The organism is Pseudomonas sp. P65(2024) (genome assembly GCF_057480955.1).
Genome location: NZ_JBLIYX010000003.1, coordinates 51,373 through 68,704, shown reverse-complemented (window position 1 = coordinate 68,704; position 17,332 = coordinate 51,373). Strand labels below are relative to the sequence as shown.

At 67.0% G+C, this 17,332-nt stretch carries 14 protein-coding genes; 6 read left to right on the top strand and 8 right to left on the bottom strand.

What is annotated here, in order from left to right:
• Positions 1–75: 75 nt before the first annotated feature.
• The 4 genes from AC25MA_RS05670 to AC25MA_RS05655 form a co-directional block, all read right to left on the bottom strand.
• On the bottom strand, positions 76–567 hold the full coding sequence (locus AC25MA_RS05670) for an HvfA family oxazolone/thioamide-modified RiPP metallophore (protein ID WP_486971852.1): 492 nt from the start codon (positions 565–567) through the stop codon (positions 76–78).
• 167 nt (positions 568–734) lie between these two features.
• The gene (locus AC25MA_RS05665; RefSeq protein ID WP_028691808.1) at positions 735–1,301 is read right to left on the bottom strand and encodes a DUF4174 domain-containing protein; all 567 of its coding nucleotides are present in this window, start codon (positions 1,299–1,301) and stop codon (positions 735–737) included.
• A gap of 370 nt (positions 1,302–1,671) precedes the next feature.
• Positions 1,672–4,038 carry a DNA polymerase II gene (locus AC25MA_RS05660; RefSeq protein ID WP_486971851.1) on the bottom strand — a complete coding sequence of 789 codons (2,367 nt, stop codon included), beginning with the start codon at positions 4,036–4,038 and terminating at the stop codon, positions 1,672–1,674.
• A 100-nt stretch (positions 4,039–4,138) separates the two neighbouring features.
• Positions 4,139–5,344, bottom strand: a complete 1,206-nt coding sequence (locus AC25MA_RS05655; RefSeq protein ID WP_028691810.1) for an MFS transporter — start codon at positions 5,342–5,344, stop codon at positions 4,139–4,141.
• A 114-nt stretch (positions 5,345–5,458) separates the two neighbouring features.
• Between AC25MA_RS05655 and AC25MA_RS05650 the strand changes: the two genes are divergently transcribed.
• The gene (locus AC25MA_RS05650) at positions 5,459–6,370 is read left to right on the top strand and encodes a LysR family transcriptional regulator (protein ID WP_236180149.1); all 912 of its coding nucleotides are present in this window, start codon (positions 5,459–5,461) and stop codon (positions 6,368–6,370) included.
• Here AC25MA_RS05650 and AC25MA_RS05645 read toward each other — a convergent pair.
• Positions 6,351–7,271 carry a LysR substrate-binding domain-containing protein gene (locus AC25MA_RS05645; RefSeq protein WP_062359734.1) on the bottom strand — a complete coding sequence of 307 codons (921 nt, stop codon included), beginning with the start codon at positions 7,269–7,271 and terminating at the stop codon, positions 6,351–6,353. The two genes, AC25MA_RS05650 and AC25MA_RS05645, sit on opposite strands and share 20 nt — an antisense overlap.
• Positions 7,272–7,460: 189 nt before the next feature.
• Between AC25MA_RS05645 and AC25MA_RS05640 the strand changes: the two genes are divergently transcribed.
• From AC25MA_RS05640 to AC25MA_RS05620, 5 genes are all read left to right on the top strand, one after another.
• Complete coding sequence (locus tag AC25MA_RS05640; RefSeq protein ID WP_279153278.1) at positions 7,461–8,237, top strand: YqcI/YcgG family protein; 777 nt, start codon at positions 7,461–7,463, stop codon at positions 8,235–8,237.
• 2 nt (positions 8,238–8,239) lie between these two features.
• Positions 8,240–8,872 (top strand): LysE family translocator, encoded by a 633-nt coding sequence (locus tag AC25MA_RS05635; RefSeq protein ID WP_069017220.1) that lies wholly within the window; start codon positions 8,240–8,242, stop codon positions 8,870–8,872.
• A 26-nt stretch (positions 8,873–8,898) separates the two neighbouring features.
• Positions 8,899–9,999 carry a hypothetical protein gene (locus tag AC25MA_RS05630; RefSeq protein ID WP_279153277.1) on the top strand — a complete coding sequence of 367 codons (1,101 nt, stop codon included), beginning with the start codon at positions 8,899–8,901 and terminating at the stop codon, positions 9,997–9,999.
• A 91-nt stretch (positions 10,000–10,090) separates the two neighbouring features.
• Complete coding sequence (locus tag AC25MA_RS05625) at positions 10,091–10,816, top strand: hypothetical protein (RefSeq protein ID WP_036986331.1); 726 nt, start codon at positions 10,091–10,093, stop codon at positions 10,814–10,816.
• A 128-nt stretch (positions 10,817–10,944) separates the two neighbouring features.
• Entirely contained in the window at positions 10,945–11,442 is a 498-nt protein-coding gene (locus AC25MA_RS05620; RefSeq protein WP_062573596.1) for an HvfX family Cu-binding RiPP maturation protein, read from the top strand.
• 118 nt (positions 11,443–11,560) lie between these two features.
• Here AC25MA_RS05620 and AC25MA_RS05615 read toward each other — a convergent pair whose 3' ends face one another.
• From AC25MA_RS05615 to AC25MA_RS05605, 3 genes are all read right to left on the bottom strand, one after another.
• Positions 11,561–14,716, bottom strand: coding sequence for a CusA/CzcA family heavy metal efflux RND transporter (locus AC25MA_RS05615; protein WP_241412973.1), 3,156 nt, complete (start codon positions 14,714–14,716; stop codon positions 11,561–11,563).
• A 15-nt stretch (positions 14,717–14,731) separates the two neighbouring features.
• The gene (locus AC25MA_RS05610; protein WP_028691819.1) at positions 14,732–15,952 is read right to left on the bottom strand and encodes an efflux RND transporter periplasmic adaptor subunit; all 1,221 of its coding nucleotides are present in this window, start codon (positions 15,950–15,952) and stop codon (positions 14,732–14,734) included.
• 105 nt (positions 15,953–16,057) lie between these two features.
• Entirely contained in the window at positions 16,058–17,260 is a 1,203-nt protein-coding gene (locus AC25MA_RS05605; RefSeq protein ID WP_051555719.1) for a TolC family protein, read from the bottom strand.
• Positions 17,261–17,332: the final 72 nt, after the last annotated feature.

The window sequence follows — 17,332 nt, the reverse complement described above, 5'->3', positions numbered from 1 at the left end:
GCGTTGAACGGCAGCGCGGGGCCAGCCCGCTCCCACACATGACATCGTGGAAGCGGGCTGGCCCCGCGAGGCGCTTCAGGACTGGCCGGTCAGATGGCTGAACAGCCCGTCGGGCATGGCCTTGCCGTTGGCCTTGTAGATCGCCGCCAGGTGATCGTGGGCCTCCTGCTCGGAGATGAAGCCGTCGTGATTGCGGTCGATCTTGTCGAAGTCTGCCACCCTGTCCTTGGCCACGGCCAGGAACTCCTCGCGGGAGACCTTGCCGTCGCGGTTGCTGTCAGTGCGGGCGAATGAGGCGTCGCCACACTTGCCCTCACCGCACTTGCCCTCGGCTCCGGCCTTGGCGCTGGCGCCACACTTGCCTTCGCCGCACTTGCCCTCGCTCTGCGTGGCCTTGCCACCGGCACCGCACTTGCCTTCACCGCACTTGCCTTCGCCCGGGGTCTTGGCCGAGGCCAGCTGGTAGCCTTGGGCCAGGGGTTCTACGGCGAAGGCACTGTTGCCCAGAACCATGCCGCCTAGCAAGGTGGCGCCGAGCAGGCCGAGGGTTTGACGGGTCGTTTTCATGGTGTCGCTCCACTGTGGTTGGAAAGTGGAGCCATTGAGCCGCAGCGGTGTGTCGCTGATGTATCGAGGCAGGCGATATTTTGTATGCCAATGGGTCGCGGCGAAGCGCAGATACACAGTGATACATGAACGGCCCTCTGGTTGCGCAGAGGGCCGTGACAGAGCGGTCAGTCCTCCAGCGGCTTGGGCGGCGCTGCAGGTTTGGCGGGCTTGGCCTTGGCATCCTTGGTCTTGCTGTCCTTGGCCTTGGGCTCGGCAGGTGCGGCTGCGACGGGTTCGGGAGCGGTGACCGCCTTCTCGCTGGCCGGCAGCTCGTCGACCGCCTTGAAGATCACCTGCGGGTCGAGCTTCTCGCCGCTGTCGTCGTCCTTGAGCATGTGGCGCTCGCCGTCCTTGCCCACCAGGATCACCTTGGTGCCCTTGCTCGCGCCCAGCTTGAGCTCACGGATCAGGGCCATGGTGGTCTGCTGCTCGAGGTTCTTGTCCTCGCGCTTGCCCATCATGTTGGCGACGCTGTACAGCACCAGGCTGCGCTCCTTGAATCCGGCCTGGGTGGCGGAGTCTTTCAACGCCTCTTCCAGGCCGCGCAGGGTCGGGTCGGCCGAACTCGGGGCAATGACCACCAGTGGCCGTGCCTTGCCCAGTTCCTTGGCCAACGGTGCATCGCTGTCTGCGGCAAACAGCGGGCTAGCCAAGGCGAACAGGGTAGCGAGGGTCAGTGACCGAACGAGCATGCGCATCTCCTTGTTTTCTCTATAAACCTAAAGACTGCGGATCAGGGAGAAAGATCCGGCGTGGAGCCTAAACCAACTGGCCAGGCGCCTGCTCGCGGCAAAAGTAACCGGGCATGTCCCACACCTGACCAGAGCATAGTCCAAGGATACTGCGCGCACTCAGGGCCGTGCCGTGGCGTTGCCCATCTCGCCGGCTTCCAGCGCCAAGCGCGAGCGATGATGGCGTCCTGGAACGTTTCGTGCCCGGTTACTGATGGCGCGCGAAGCACTTGCGGCTCGTTGTTGTCCATGACTCGTCTTTGCTGAAATTAGAGACACGAGCGCATGAACTTCGGTGCATCCTCGATAGATAGCACCCGCCCCGACCTGTTCAGAAGTCGAAGGCGAGTTGATCCAGGTGCCCCAGGTCGATCGTGTGCCCCAGCACGAATGGCAGGATGGCATCCGCCACGGGTTGCAGCTGTCGGGCGACATAGTGCTCGTAATCGACCGACGATTGCAGAATCTCCAGGGGCTCTGGCCCCGAGGTGGTGATGATGTAGCTGATCCAGCCGCCGTTCTGGTACTGAGTGGGGCGCCCCACCCGTCGATTATGCTCGTCGGCCAGGCGCGCCGCGCGCACATGCGGCGGCACATTGCGCTGGTAGTCAGCCAACGGGCGACGCAGGCGCTTGCGGTAGACCAGCAATTCATCCTGCTCGCCCGCCAGGGTACGGCGCACGTATGCCTGCAGGTAGTCGCGGTAAGGCTGGCCACGGAACACCCGGCCATAGAGTTCCTGCTGGAACTGCCTGGCCAGCGGCGACCAGTCGGTGCGCACCGACTCCAGCCCCTTGAAGACCACTTCGTCCTGGCCATCGCTGCGCCGTACCATGCCGGCGTAGCGCTTTTTGCTGCCTTCGTCGGTGCCTCGGATGGTCGGCATCAGGAAGCGTCGGTAGTGGGTTTCGAACTGCAGCTCCAGCGCGCTCTCAAGGCCCATGGAATGACGCAGGTTCTCGCGCCACCACTGGTTGACCTGCGCCACCAGCGCCTGGCCGATACTTGCGGCAGCCGCTTCGTCGTGGGCCCCCTTGAGCCAGACAAAGGTGGAGTCGGTGTCGCCGTAGATCACATCATAGCCCCGCGCCTCGATCAGCGCCCGGGTCTGACGCATGATCTGGTGCCCGCGCATCGTGATCGACGAGGCCAGGCGCGGGTCGAAGAAGCGGCAGCCACTGGAGCCGAGCACGCCGTAGAAGGCGTTCATGATGATCTTCAGTGCCTGCGAAAGCGGGGCGTTGCCCGCGCGCTTGGCCGCCTCGCGCCCCTGCCAGACACGCTCGACGATGGCCGGCAGGCAATGCTGGCGGCGCGAGAAACGGCCACCGCGAAAGCCCTCCACCGAGTGCGCGTCGTCCGGCTGGCGCAAGCCCTCGACCAGCCCCACCGGGTCGATGAGGAAGGTGCGGATGATCGAGGGGTACAGGCTCTTGTAGTCGAGCACCAGCACCGAATCGTACAGCCCGGGCCGCGACTCCATGACGAAACCGCCCGGGCTGGCCTCGCCCTCGCCACCGACGAGGTTCGGCGCGACATAGCCCAGGCGGTGCATGTGTGGGATGTACAGGTGGCAGAACGCGGCCACCGATCCGCCGCTGCGGTCCACGGCCAGTCCGGTGACCGAGGCGCGTTCGAGGAGGAACTCCAGCAAGTGGGTATGGGCGAAGATCCGCGTCACCAGCTCACAGTCCCTGAGGTTGTAGCGGGCCAGGGCCGGCTTGTCCTCGGCGAAGCGGCGGTTGATCTCGTCCATGCGCTGGTACGGCGTGTCGATGGCCTTGCCCTCGCCCAGCAACTGCTGCGCGACGCTCTCCAGGCTGAACGAGGGGAAGTTCCAGGTCGCCGAGCGCAAGGCCTCGATGCCGTCGATCAGCAGCCGGCCCGGCGCCTCGGCGAAGAAGTGGCTGCGGGCGCCGTGCTCGCGCAGGTGCATCGGCGCGCCGTCGCGGCCCAGGCACAGCGGCACGTTCAGGCGCTGGGCATGCTCGTGCAGCAGGCGCAGGTCGAACTGCACCAGGTTCCAACCGATAATCGCGTCGGGGTCGTGGCGGGCCAGCCACTGGTTGAGGCAGACGATCAGTTCGGCGCGGTCGGCGCAATAGTGCAGGTCGAAGTCCAGCTCGCCCGCCTCGCCGTTGGCCGGGCCGAGCATATAGACCTGGCGCTGGCCGCAGCCTTCCAGGGCGATGCTGTACAGCTCGCCGCGTTCGCTGGTCTCGATATCCAGTGACACCAGGCGCAGCGGCGGGCGGTAGTCCGGGTCGGGCTTGAGCTGGGCATCGTGCAGTACGCCCTGGCTGTCGGGGCGACCATCGAAACGCACCGGGGCGGTGATGAAGCGCTCCATCAGGTAGCGTTCCGGCGGGCGGATGTCGGCTTCGAACACCTCGACACCGGCAGCGCGCAGGCGCTTCTCCAGGGCGATCAGCTGGCGGTGCTGGCGGCAGTACAGGCCCATCACCGGACGCAGGTCGAAGTCGCGCAGCTGCAGGGGCTTGAGTTCGGCGCCCTGTTCACCGGCCAGCAGCGCCCGGGCGTGGGCAGCCTGGGCGGCGGGAATGAAGGCCACCGAGGGCTGGGCGGCCAGGCGCAGGCGCCGTGGGCCCCGGTCGGTGGCCAGCCAGAACTCCACGCAGGTGCCTTCGGGCGTGTCATGCCAGTGGCGGGTCAAGACGAAGCCTTGTTGCAACGGCACTGCGGGGACCTCGGATCGCTACGTTCTCACATGGGCGGATTGTACCGTTCCTCTTGGCATAAAGGGGTGTTTCCAGGCCCCGCGATTGCGTCCGATCAGGCTAGCGTGCGCCCGCGACGAACCCGGCCCGCCGTCCGCTGACCACCAGCAGCCACGCCAGCGCCAGCAGCCCCAGCACCACGGCGCCAAACGACTCGACCCCGGCGCCGACCAGCAACAACCCGCCAATGATCCCGCCCAAGGCGATCGCGCTGTTCCACACCGTCACCAGCATCGACTGCGCCACATCGCCGCCCTCGCCCGCCGCATCGGCGCAGGCGGTCTGCAACAGGGTCGGCGCACCGCCGTAGGTCATCCCCCACAGCGCCACGCTGACATGCACCAGCCAGGCGGCGCCCTGGGCCTGCCCCAAGGCCAGCGTCGCCAGGGCGAACCCGGCCAGGCACAGCAACACCAGCCCACGCAGATGGCGGTCGACACCCAGGCCCACCAGCACGATGCCGCCCAGCGAGGCCAAGCCGAAGGTCATCAGCACCTGGCCCACCTCGGCCGTCATGCCCGCCGCCGCCAGCAGCGGCACGATGTAGGTGTAGAGGATGTTGTGCCCGAGAATCCACGCCAGGATCACCAGCAACACCCGCGCCACGCCCGGGGTGCGCAACACCGTAAGCGCTGCGGGGCGCTTGCCGGCGGCTTGGCCGGGGAAGTCCGGCACCGCCCGCACCACCCAGACGGTCAGCAGCAACGCCGCGACCGTGACCACCACGAAGGCCGCGCGCCAGCCCAGCCAGGCGCCGAGCCAGGTGCCGATTGGCAGACCTAGCGACAGCGCAATGGGCTGGCCCAGCATCGCCACCGCCATGGCCCTGCCCTGCTGGGCCGGCGCCACCATGCGCCGCGCATGGCCGGCGATCAAACCCCAGGCCAGGCCGGCGGCGGCGCCGGTAAGAAAGCGCAGACACAGGGTGAGGGTATTGTCCGGCGACACGGCAGTCAGCCCGTTGAACAGCACGAACCCGGCGATCGCCAGCAGCAGTGCGCGGCGACGCCACCAGCCCTGGGTCAGGGTCACCAATGGAATGGCGGTGAGCAGCGACCCCAGGGCATAGGCCGTGACCCATTGCCCGGCCATGGCCTGGCTGATTTGCATACCGTCGGCGATCTGGTCGAGCAGGCCGGCCGGCAGGGTTTCGCTGAGGATGGCGATGAAGCCGGTCAGGGCCAGGGCCAGCAGCCCGCTCAGGGGCAGGCGCGTGGCGCTGGCAGGGGATGCGGCGACACACGCCGCCGGGGAAGGTGAATGCATGGTTGTCTCCGGCTATCGATTTAGGCAGGCATGGTGCGCTGCTGGGGCATTGCGGAAAAAGCCGGGTACAATTCCACTCAGTCAGGACATCAGTGTCCGCAATCGGAGCGCAGCATGGACAGCCTCAGCGGCTTCATGGTCTTCAACCGGGTCGCCGAGACCCGCAGTTTCGTCGCCGCCGGCCAGTCGCTGGGGATCAGCGCCTCCGCCGTGGGCAAGCGCGTGGCACGGCTGGAGGAACGCCTGGGCGTGCGCCTGTTTCACCGCAGCACGCGCAGCATCACCCTGACCGCCGAGGGCACGCTGTTCCTGGAACGCAGCCGACGCATCCTTGCCGAGATCGAAGCCACCGAGCAGGAGCTGTCCCAGGCCAGCGGAGCGCCCCGCGGGCGCCTGCGGGTGAGCCTGCCGCAGGTGACCGGGTTGGTGATGCCGGCTTTGGCCGAGTTCATGGCGCGTTATCCCGACATCGAGCTCGACCTGGACTTCAGCGACCGCATGGTGGATATCGTCGGCGAGGGCTTCGACGTGGTGATGCGCGGTGGCCAGCCGCTGGATTCGCGCCTCAACGCCAAGTTCCTTGGGCACTTCCAGCATCGCCTGGTGGCGTCCCCCGCCTACCTGCGCGAACGCGGCACGCCGCAGCATCCCCGTGAGCTCACCGAGCACAGCTGCCTGCACTACCGCTTCCCCAGCAGCGGCAAGCTGGAAACCTGGCCGCTGCGCCGGGAACACCCCGAGCAGGACTACGCGATTCCCATCTCGATGGTCTGCAATCACGTCGAGACGCGCATCTGCTTCGCCCTCAACCATCGCGGCATCACCTGCCTGCCGGACTTCAGCGTGCGCAAGGAACTGGCGGCCGGCAGCCTGGTGAGCGTGCTCGACAGCTTCATGGAGCGACGTGGCAGCTTCTACCTGCTGTGGCCATCAGGACGGCAGATGCCGCCCAAGCTGAGGGTGTTCATCGACTTCATGCTCGAACGGGTACTGCCTGCCACCGACCTCAGCCGTACAGGTAGCTGATGTCCTTGTGCGACAGCGGCGGCACCTGCGCCACCAGGTAGTCGCGCAACTTGTGCATCTGGTGGGCCTTGGGGCTGGCCTTGAGCCAGGTCATGTAGTAGCCGTCGCCGGTGGCCACCGCGTGGGGGAATGGCGTGACCAGGTTGCCCGCGGCCAAGTCGGCACTGGCCAGCACCAGGTCGACCACCGAGATGCCCAGCCCCTGCTGGGCGGCCGAGATGCCCTGGTCGAGGGTGTCGAACACCTGGCCCTGGTCGATGCTGACGTCCAGCGCGTCCATGCGCGCCAGCCAGCGTCGCCAGTCACGCCGGTCCGGCGAGGGGTGTAGGAACTCGCAGCTGGAGAGCACCGACAGCTCCGGCCGGGCCTGCTCGAGGTAGCTTGGGTGACACACCGGGATCAGCCATTCATCGAACAGCTTCAGGCTCTCCACATCCGCCGGGAAGCGTCCGTTGCCGAGCAGGATGGCGCAGTCATAGGGTTCGGAATAGAAGTCCACCGCGTCGATGTCCATCCATACGCTCGACAGTTGCACCGAACAGCTGTTGTCGACCCGCTTGAAGCCGTCCAGGGCCCTGAGCAGCCAGCGCACGGTGAGCGTGGACGGCGCCTTCAGGCGCACGCCGTAGCGATCCTGGCGCAACAGCGCGCAGGCGTTCTCGATGATCTTGAAACCGACCTTGAGTTCCTGGGCCAGCAGCCGACCGTGCTCGGTCAGGCGCAGCTTGGGGCCGCGACGCTCGAACAGGTCGCAGCCGAACAGGGCTTCGAGGGTCTTGATGTGGTGGCTGACCGCGCCCTGGGTCAGGGCCAATTCCTGGGCCGCGCGGGTGAAGGAGCCATAGCGCGACGCCACTTCGAAGGCGCGCAGGGCGTGCAAGGCTTGAATCCGTTCCGACATGGCGCCTTCCAGAGCATGAGTGAAGCTAATAGTAGGTCATAGAACCAGGCGTTTTACAACGCGGGATCCATCTCGGAAAATGCCGGTAAATAACAATTATATATAGCAAAGCTGCCGCTATATGTCGAAAACGTTCTATTAAACGAGAAACTCTATTAAATACTGCATACGGATATGCCTGGGGAAATCATGTTTACGGGTTATGGAAACTGCTACCGCCTGGATGCGCTGGAGCTCGCCGATGAACATGTCCAGAACCGTCACCACTGGACGTACAAGACCATAGAAGACTTCAAGGAAACCCTCGCCAACCCTGACTTCCCGTGCCTGTTCGGGCGCAAGGCGGTCAATGCGCGCACGTGCCACATCGTCTTCGCCCGCGCCGAACGCCTGGCAGACGATATTGCCCAAGGCCTTGGCGACTACATCAGCACCATCGAGCCGATCCCGCTCAAGCAGCGCATCGGCAACCCGCTGCTGGTGTTCCTCGAGACGGCGCCCGGCACCACGCTGCAGGCACAGCAGGCACTGGCCTGGGACGTGCTGAATCAGGTCCATGCGCGCGACCCGCAGCCCTGGCCCGAAGAAGTACCGCAGGATCCGCACGACACGCGCTGGTCGTTCTGTTTCGCCGGCATGCCGCTGTTCATCAACATGAGCTTCCCCGCCCACCGCTTGATGAAAAGCCGCAACCTGGGCCGACACATTGCCTTCGTCATCAACCCGCGGGAGAGCTTCGACGAGGTCGCCAGCGCCAGCACTGAAAGCGGCCAGCGCATTCGCACACGCATCCGCGAGCGGGTGCGCCACTACAACGACGGGGTGATGCCCGAGACCCTGGGCTTCTTCGGCCAGGACGACAACTTCGAATGGAAGCAGTACCAATTGCAGGAGCCCGGCTCGCCGAGCCCGGCGCGCTGCCCGTTCCATGCCCACGCAACCGCTGCAACCCTCACCGAGAACTGATCGTGAATACCGCACTGACCGCCACCTACGCCCTAACCGTCCTGCTGCTGATCGCCACGCCCGGCCCGGTGGTGGCCCTGATCGTCAACACCGCCGCCGCCTCGGGCTCGCGCAAAGCCCTGTTCACCGCGGTCGGCACCAACTGGGCCTCGCTGGTGCTGATCGGCGCGGCCGCCTGGATCATCCTCACCAGCGCGGCCATCGACAAGGCCTGGCTCAGCGCCATGAGCCTGCTGGGCTGCCTGTTCATCGGCTACATCGCCCTGGGCACCCTGCGCGAAGCGCTGCAGGCCCCGGTCGACAGCGCACCGCAGGCCACGACCAGCACGCAAGCGGGCCGCGGGGGCCTGCTGCAGGGTTTCATGGTCGGTATCTCCAACCCCAAGGACATCATCTTCTTCATCGCCTTCTTCCCACAGTTCATCCAGATCACCGAGTCGTTCGGCAAGAGCATGGTGGTGCTGTCGCTGCTGTGGATCGCCATCGATTTCGCCGTGCTCAGCCTGTACATCTTCGCCATCGGCAAGATCGCCTCGCCGCGCAGCAACCGCCTGATCAGCCTGGCCTCCGGCGTTGCCCTGCTGCTGATCGCCGCCGTCGGCCTGGCCTACAACCTCAGGGAGCTGGCCGCCTGAGCCACCCCCTAACAGAAGGAGCGCCCATGACCCCGATCCCCCTCGCCACCACCGGCAGCATGGGCACGCCCGACCCCTTGGCGCAGGACTATCAGCGCTTCCTGCAACTGGGTAGCCGCCGCGCACCGCACACGCTGTATGTGCACGAGCGCGGCTACCGCTGCGCAACCATCAACACCGACGCCCTGGGCATGCGCTACAGCCACTGCGCCGGCAAGCGTTTCTCGGTGGCCGAGCGCGGCGGCGCGGCGCGGGTCAACCTGCTGGTGGGCGGTTCCACCGCCATGGGCATCGGCGCCAGCTCCGACGAACACACCGTGGCCTCGTACCTGTCAGTGCTGACCGGCGAGATCTGGTTAAGCCTCGCAGGTTGCGGCCTGAACGCAACCCAGGAACTGCTGATGTTCCTCACTCACCAGCACCGCTTTGGCCAGATCGGCCACGTGGTGGTGCTCAGTGGCCTGAACACACTGGCCCAGGAGGCCCTCGCCGAAGTCCTGGCCGGTGCGCAGGACCCGCATCGGGCAAAGGCCTACCAGGATTTTCTCAACCGTTTCAACGAAGGCGTGCATGCCGGCGGCGAAGCGCGCCGCGAGTCGTTCTGGCAACGCCTTGGCCAGCTGCTGGCGCCAGCCCGGGAAACCCGCTGGCCGCCAGTGGAACCGCTGTCGAGCCCGGACAAGCGCCTGATCCGCGCCGCCGATGCCGTGGGCCGCACCCTGCGCCAGTGGGACCGGCTGCTGGCGGACGGCCACACCACCCTCACCTTCATCCTGCAACCGCTGCTGCCCTGGTGCCGCGAGGCACTGCCCAAGGCGGAACAGGCCATGCTCGCCAAGCTCGAGCGCCAGCCATCGAACTTCGACCGCCTGCTCGGCGACACCTTCGACAGCCAGCTGCACATGGCCTTCTTCCGCCGCATCAAGAGCCAGGCCGACCCGGTCCCCTGCTACGACATGAACAGCATGCTCAGCAGCTCGCCGGTGTTCGCCGAGCACCTGTTCGTCGATCGCCTGCATTTCAACGACCTGGGCAACAATGCGCTGGCCAAGGTGATCACTGCCAAGCTGGGGCTGGCCCAGGAAAGACAGGCCCTGCGCAAGGTCGCACCGATCAAGCTGGTCTGATGAGCGGACGCCGGGCTTTCGGGAAAGGCACGCGGATGGATAGAATAGGCCGTCGTCGCTCCTGATTCGCCCGAGGCACCGTGTAACTGCCATGACCATTCCTGCCTTCCCCTCGCTCCTGGCCCGTCCTCGCGCTCGCCTGGCTGCGACACTCCCGTTGCTGCTGGCCGCCACAGGCGCCCAGGCCCTGGACGTGAGCATCGACCCCCATGCCGACCTGCTCTATCGCCAGGCCCTGCCGCTGCTGGAACAGGCCGACAACCAGGACGACAACGCCGGTCCGCTGCGCACCGCCAGTGGCGACCCCGAGCTCAGCCGCCAGGGCCAGGCGATGGCCCACACGCTGCCCACGGCGGTGGCCCTGCTGAAAAAGTCGGTGGAACTCGGCCACCCGGTAGCCCAGTACCGCCTGGCGCTGTACTACACCACCTATCTGCCGGCAGGACAGATCGCCGAGGCCGCCTGCCCGTTGCTGGAAGCCAGCCTCAAGCAAGGCTTCGCCCCACCCGCGCTGGCCATCGCCCACTGGTGCTCCCCGTACAATGCCAGCCCCGCCTACCGCGAGGCGCTGGAGGCGGTTCCCAGCATGGCCACCTTGTATGCCGCCTACTATCCGCAGCCGGCCACCCGCCTGGTGTGCAACCGTACCCGGCCCCAGGGCCTGCAACTGCAGTGGGGGCGCCAGCGCGACTACCAGGCCGAGATCTACCGCCTGCTCGGTGAGCTCGACCCGCGCCAGCGCCAGGCCTTCCTGCAGAAGGCGGTGGACATCAACGGCTGCGCCGCGGCGCAACAGCGCCTGACCAGCAACCGCTGAGGATCGCTACACAGCGATACATAAACCCACCACCCCCGACACACTGTCGATACCCCGCCACCACACACTCCCGGCCACGACAGCGCGACGGCAGCCCGCCGTTGCCGCCTACACCGGGATGCCTGTTCATGAAAGCCCTGCCACTGTTCACTGACTGGAAGCTGTTCAACGCCCTCGACCACACCGGCAACTGGAGCGCCGACCTGCCGTTGCGCCTGTTCCTGGCCTGGGAGTTCTTCGAATCGGGCCTGGAGAAGTTCAACGGCACCAACTGGTTCGCCGACCTGCAAAGCAGTTTTCCATTCCCGTTCAACCTGTTGCCGGTGGGTCTCAACTGGCAGCTGTCGATGTGGGCCGAATTAATCTGTCCGCTGCTCCTGCTGCTGGGGCTCGGCACCCGTCTGGCCTCGGCAGTGCTGATGGTGGTGACGGTGGTGGCGATTGCCGCCGTGCACTGGCCGAGCCAGTGGTCGAGCCTGGCGGAATTGGGGCGGGGTTATGCGATCACCGACCAGGGTTTTGGCAACTTCAAGCTACCGTTGATCTACCTGGTGGCGTTGCTGCCGCTGCTGTTGAAAGGGGCTGGAAGGTTGAGCCTGGATCACTGGCTGCGCCGGTACCTGTAGGAGCGGCCTTGTGTCGCGAAAGGGCCGCAAAGCGGCCCCAGGTCACGCAATTGTTGCATGGTTCATTGGGGCTGCTTCGCAGCCCATTCGCGACACAAGGCCGCTCCTTGCGATAGCGTTACACGTCTTCTGCCAGGTTGTCCTCATCCCGCCGATGCGCCCACTGATACAACGCTGGCAACACCAGCAAGGTCAGCGCCGTCGACGACAGGATCCCACCGATCACCACCGTCGCCAGCGGTCGCTGCACCTCGGCGCCGGTGCCGGTGGCCAGGGCCATGGGAATGAAGCCCAGCGACGCCACCAGCGCGGTCATCAGCACCGGCCGCAGGCGGGTCAACGCCCCCTCTTCCACCGCCGCGCGCAAGCTCCGGCCTTCCTCGCGCAGGTTGCGAATGAAGGCAATCATCACCAGGCCGTTGAGCACCGCGACGCCCGACAGCGCGATAAAGCCTACCCCCGCCGAGATCGACAGCGGGATATCCCGCAACCAAAGCGCCAGCACCCCGCCGGTCAGGGCGAAGGGGATGCCGGTGAACACCAGCAGGCCATCCTTGAGGTTGTTGAACATCATCAGCAGCAAGGCCATGACCAGCAGCAGCGAGACCGGCACCACCACCCGCAGGCGCTCTGCCGCCGACTGCAGCTGCTCGAATTGGCCGCCCCAGCGAGTCCAGTAGCCCGGCGGGATCTGCACCTGTTCGATCAGCGTCTGCGAGGCCTGTTCGACGAACGAACCCAGGTCACGCCCACGCACGTTGGCGCTGACCACCACCACGCGCTTGCCATCCTCGCGGCTGACCTGGTTGGGGCCCAGCTGCAGGTTCAGGGTGGCCACCTGTGACAGCGGGATGAAGCCGATCTGCGAGGCACCGGCGGCGGCGCTGGCCGGCACCGGGATCAGCAGGCCGGACAAGCCGTCGACATCGGTGCGTAGCGCTTCCGACAGGCGCACCACCATGTCGAAGCGGCGGTCGCCTTCGTACAGGGTGCCGGCAGTGCGACCACCCACGGCGATGGCAATGGCGTCCTGAACATCGCCCACGTTCAGGCCGTAACGGGCGGCCTTGTCACGGTCGATATCGATGGTCAGCACCGGCAGGCCGGTGGTCTGCTCGACCTTCACCTCGGAGGCTCCCGGCACCTGCTGCAAGCTCGCGGCAATCTGCGCGGCGGTGCGGTTGAGTACCTCCATGTCGTCGCCGAACACCTTCACCGCGACATCGCTGCGCACCCCGGAGATCAGCTCGTTGAAGCGCAGCTGGATCGGCTGCGACAGCTCGTAGTTGCTACCCGGCACGCTGGCGGCGGCACGCTGTACCTCGAAGATCAGTTCATCGCGCGGCTTGCCTGGATCCTGCCATTGCTCGCGGGGCTTGAGCATCACGTAGGCGTCGGAGATGTTCGGCGGCATCGGGTCGGAAGCGATCTCGGCTGTGCCGGTACGGGCGAACACCCGCTCGACTTCCGGCACCTGGGCGATGATGGTCTTCTCCAGCCGCTGCTGCATGTCCACCGACTGCGACAGGCTGGTGCCCGGCACGCGCAGGGCCTGCAGGGCGAAATCACCCTCGCTGAGGCTGGGGATGAACTCACTGCCCATGCGACTGGCCAGCACGCCGGACAGCAGCACCACGGTGGCGGCGCCGGCGAACGCCAGGTTGCGCCGGCCCAGCACCCAGTCCAGCACCGGGGCGTAGCGGCGGCGGGCGGTGCGCATGACCGCGCCCTCCTCCTCCTTCACCTTGCCGGTGACGAACAGCGCGAGCGCCGCCGGAACGAAGGTCACCGAAAGGATCATCGCCCCCAGCAGCGCCATCACCACGGTGAAGGCCATGGGGTGGAACATCTTGCCCTCGACCCCTGTCAGGGCAAAGATCGGCAGGTACACCACCATGATGATCAACTGCCCGTAGATCAGCGGCCGACGTGCCTCGCGGGCGGCGGCGAACACTTCGTGGAAGCGCTCGGAGCGGGTCAGCATGCGGCCATGATGCTGCTGGGCATGAGCCAGGCGGCGGATGGCGTTCTCGACGATCACCACCGCGCCGTCGACGATGATGCCGAAGTCGAGTGCCCCCAGGCTCATCAGGTTGGCGCTGACCTTGTTGCTGAACATGCCGGTGAAGGTGAACAGCATCGACAGGGGGATGACCATGGCGGTGATCAACGCCGCGCGGATGTTGCCCAGGAACAGGAACAATACGGCGATGACCAGGATAGCGCCTTCGATGAGGTTCTTCTTCACCGTGGCGATGGCTTTTTCCACCAGGTTGGTGCGGTCATAGACGGTGATCGCCACCACGCCCTTGGGCAGGCTGCGGTTGATCTCCTCGAGCTTGGCCGCCACCGCCTGGGACACTGTGCGGCTGTTCTCGCCGATCAGCATGAACACCGTGCCCAGCACCACCTCGCGGCCATTCTCGGTGGCGGCGCCCGAGCGCAGCTCCTGGCCCAGGCCAACCTGGGCGACATGGCTGACGCGGATCGGCGTGCCATCGACGCTGGAGATGACGATGTTGGCGATGTCCTCGGCCGAGGCCACCTGGCCCGGGGCGCGGATCAGCAACTGCTCGCCGTTGCGCTCGATGTAGCCGGCGCCGACGTTGGCATTGTTGCGCTCTAGCGCCGCGACCAGGTCGTTGAGGGTCAGCTTGTAGGCCGCCAGGCGCTTGGGTTCAGGCGCGATCAGGTACTGCTTGGCATGGCCGCCGATGCTGTTCACCTCGGCCACACCCGGCACGTTGCGCAGCTGCGGCTTGATGATCCAGTCCTGGATCACCCGCAGATCGGTGGCGGTATAGGACGTGCCGTCGTCCTTCACCGCCCCCTCCTCGGCCTCGACCGTCCACAGGAAGATCTCGCCAAGGCCAGTGGAGATCGGCCCCATGGCCGCCTCGATGCCTTCGGGCAACCGCTCGCGGGCCACCTGCAAGCGCTCGTTGACCAGCTGGCGGGCAAAGAAGATGTCGGTGCCGTCATCGAAGATCACCGTCACCTGGGACAGCCCCGAACGCGACAGCGAGCGGGTCTGCTTGAGGCCTGGCAGGCCGGCCATGGCGGTCTCGATGGCGAAGGTGATGCGCTGCTCGGTCTCCAGCGGCGAGTAGCCGGGCGCTGCGGTGTTGATCTGCACCTGCACGTTGGTGATGTCGGGCACGGCGTCGATGGGCAGCTTCTGGTAGCTGTGGATGCCCACGGCGGCCATCAGCACCACGGCGAGCATCACCACCAGGCGTTGCTCGATGGCGAACTGGATAAGGCGTTCGAACATGAATGGCGTCCCCGGTCAGTGGCTGTGTTCGGCCGAGCCTTTGCCCAACTCGGACTTGAGGACGAAGCTGCCGGCGGCGGCGACCACGGTGCCGGCGGCCAGCCCCTCGCGCACTTCCACCTGGCCGGCGTCGCGGCGCCCGGTCTTCACCGGGCGGGCCTCAAAGCCCTCGTCGGTACGGGCGAACACCACGGTCTGTTCATCCCAGGTCTGCAGTGCGCTTTCCGGCACCACCACGGCGGCGTCGAAACGCTCGACGGTAACCGCGATGTTGACGAACAGCCCGGGGCGCCAGGCGCCATTGGGATTGGCCAGGGTGGCGCGCACGGTGGCGGCGCGGTTCTGCTCGCCGAGCAGGCTGCCGACGTAGTTGACCTTGCCCTCCACCTGGGCGCCGAGGTCCGGCGCGCTGACGCTGACGCCACGGCCGCTGACCACCTTGTCCAGGTCGCGCGGGGCCACGGCGAAGGTGGCCCAGACCCGGCTCAGATCGGACAGGGTGAAGGCATTGCTGGTCTCGTCCACCACCTCGCCCACGGTCAGGTGCTTTTCCACCACCACCGCGTCGAACGGTGCACGCAACTCGTAGCGGTTGCCCTTGCCGGCCGGCGCCACGGCGGCGGCCTTCTGCCCGGCGTTGGCAGCGGCGATCTCGGCCTCCTGCAGCGCCTGGCGGGCCTGCAGGTAGTCCTGTTCGGCGCTGATGCGCTCCTGCCACAGCTGCTTCTCACGCTCGAAGGTCAAGCGGGCCAGCTCCAGGCGGCGCTGGGCGGCCTGCTGCTCGCTGCGCAGCTCGGAGATCTGCTGGCTGGCGATCACCGCCAGCACCTGGCCACGCTTGACCGCCTGGCCCAGCTCGGCCTGCACCGACTCGACCACGCCGGGGACGCGGGGCACCACGTGGGCGGTGCGGTCCTCGTCGAAGCGGATCTCACCGGGGAAGCTGATGGCAGTGCCCAAGGTGCGCGGGCCGGCAGTGGCCAGCTGCACGCCGGCGGCCTGGATCTGCTCGGCGGAGAGATGCAACTGGCCCTCTTCGTCGGCATGGCTTTCGCCTGCGGACTCACCGTGGCCATCGTCCTTGTCTTCGTCGTGGCCGTGGCCGGCTTCGCCGTGGTCGTCGTGCTGGGCCTGGCCGCTGCCGGCCTTACCGAGGGTGCCGGTCCAGGCGGCACCGCCGAGGCCGATAACGGCCAGGGCAGCGGCGAGGATGGCGAGCTTGCGTGGGTTGGTCATTGTTGCTCCTGCTGGAAAAGTCGTTGCAGTTCAGGGCCCATCGCGGGGCAAGCCCGCTCCCGCGGGAATGCGTGGGAGCGGGCTTGCCCCGCGATGGGTCGAGGCTCAAAGCTCGCCGTAGATCCGCTCCACCTGCGCCCGGGCATCGGTCGCCTGGGCCAGCGCTTCGAGGTACAAGCCCCGTGCATCGATCAGCGTTCGCTGGGCGTCGAGCACATCGAGGAAGGCGAACTTGCCCATCTCGAAGCCGCGTGTGGCGGTGTCCACCGCCTGCTGGGCGGCGGGCAGGATGGTGCGGTCGTAGGCCTGCACTTCGCCCATGGCCGTGCCCCACTGCTCCAGGGCGCTGCGGGTTTCGCTGCGCAAGCGCAGCTCCACGGCGTTGCGCAGGTCGCGGGCCTGGTCGGCGCGACGGGCGGCGGCCAGCACGTTGCCCTGGTTGCGGTCGAACAGCGGCAGCGGCATCGACAGCCCGACCACGTTGACCCGCTCACGGTCCTCGCGGCTGTACTGGCTGCCCAGGCTGACGGTCAGGTTGGGAATGCGCTGGGCCTTCTCGGAACCGAGGCTGGCATCGCCACGCTCGATCTGTGCCGCGGCCAGGCGCCATTCGGCGGTCTGCTCGACCTTGGCCAGCAGGGGTTCGGCCTGCGGCGCCGGGCCGGGTGAGAGGTTGCTCGCGTCGAGCCGGTCGAAACGGGCCTCGGCACTGCCCGTCAGACGCGCCAGGACCTGGTTGGCCACGCCACGTTCGGTGCGTGCCCGACGCACCGCCGCCTCGGCCTGGGCCAGCTGGACCTGGGCGCGGGTGGCCTCCACCGGCGAGGACTGCCCGGCGCGCACCCGCCCCTCCACCACCCGCAGGCCGCGTTCGGTCAGCGCCTGCGACTGTTGCGCCAGCTCCAGCGCGGTCTGTGCCCGCAAGGCGGCATGAAAGGCCTGGATCACATCCGCGCGCAGGCTGTTGCGCTGGCGCTCGAGCTCCAGCCGGGCGATTGCCTGGCCGGCCTTTGCGACTTCGATCCGCGCGCCGCGCTTGCCGCCCAGCTCCAGGGCCTGGCTGAGGGTCACGGTGGTGGTGCTGGTGGCGCGGCGGGTGTCCTCGACCTCCCAGGACAGCTCGGGGTTTGGGATCAACCCGGCCTGCTGGCGCTCGCCCTCGGCGATGCCGATCTCACGGCCGATGGCGGCGAAGTCCGGGTTCTGGGAGAAGGCGGCGTCGAGCGCCTGGTCCAGGCTCAGGCCCTGGGCACCGGCAGGGCCGGCCAGCAACAGGCAGAGCAAGGCGATCTTGCGGGGGATGGGCACGGCGGAAGTCCTCGTCGACAAGCGGCGGAATGCTTTGGCGAGGGACTGTAGGCAGCGGTGGTTATCGGGGCG

Coding starts and splice junctions, on each gene's coding strand:
- AC25MA_RS05670 (WP_486971852.1), bottom strand. CDS start 567: ATGAAAACGACCCGTCAAACCCTCGGCCTGCTCGGCGCCACCTTGCTA.
- AC25MA_RS05665 (WP_028691808.1), bottom strand. CDS start 1,301: ATGCTCGTTCGGTCACTGACCCTCGCTACCCTGTTCGCCTTGGCTAGC.
- AC25MA_RS05655 (WP_028691810.1), bottom strand. CDS start 5,344: ATGCATTCACCTTCCCCGGCGGCGTGTGTCGCCGCATCCCCTGCCAGC.
- AC25MA_RS05650 (WP_236180149.1), top strand. CDS start 5,459: ATGGACAGCCTCAGCGGCTTCATGGTCTTCAACCGGGTCGCCGAGACC.
- AC25MA_RS05645 (WP_062359734.1), bottom strand. CDS start 7,271: ATGTCGGAACGGATTCAAGCCTTGCACGCCCTGCGCGCCTTCGAAGTG.
- AC25MA_RS05640 (WP_279153278.1), top strand. CDS start 7,461: ATGTTTACGGGTTATGGAAACTGCTACCGCCTGGATGCGCTGGAGCTC.
- AC25MA_RS05630 (WP_279153277.1), top strand. CDS start 8,899: ATGACCCCGATCCCCCTCGCCACCACCGGCAGCATGGGCACGCCCGAC.
- AC25MA_RS05625 (WP_036986331.1), top strand. CDS start 10,091: ATGACCATTCCTGCCTTCCCCTCGCTCCTGGCCCGTCCTCGCGCTCGC.
- AC25MA_RS05620 (WP_062573596.1), top strand. CDS start 10,945: ATGAAAGCCCTGCCACTGTTCACTGACTGGAAGCTGTTCAACGCCCTC.
- AC25MA_RS05615 (WP_241412973.1), bottom strand. CDS start 14,716: ATGTTCGAACGCCTTATCCAGTTCGCCATCGAGCAACGCCTGGTGGTG.
- AC25MA_RS05610 (WP_028691819.1), bottom strand. CDS start 15,952: ATGACCAACCCACGCAAGCTCGCCATCCTCGCCGCTGCCCTGGCCGTT.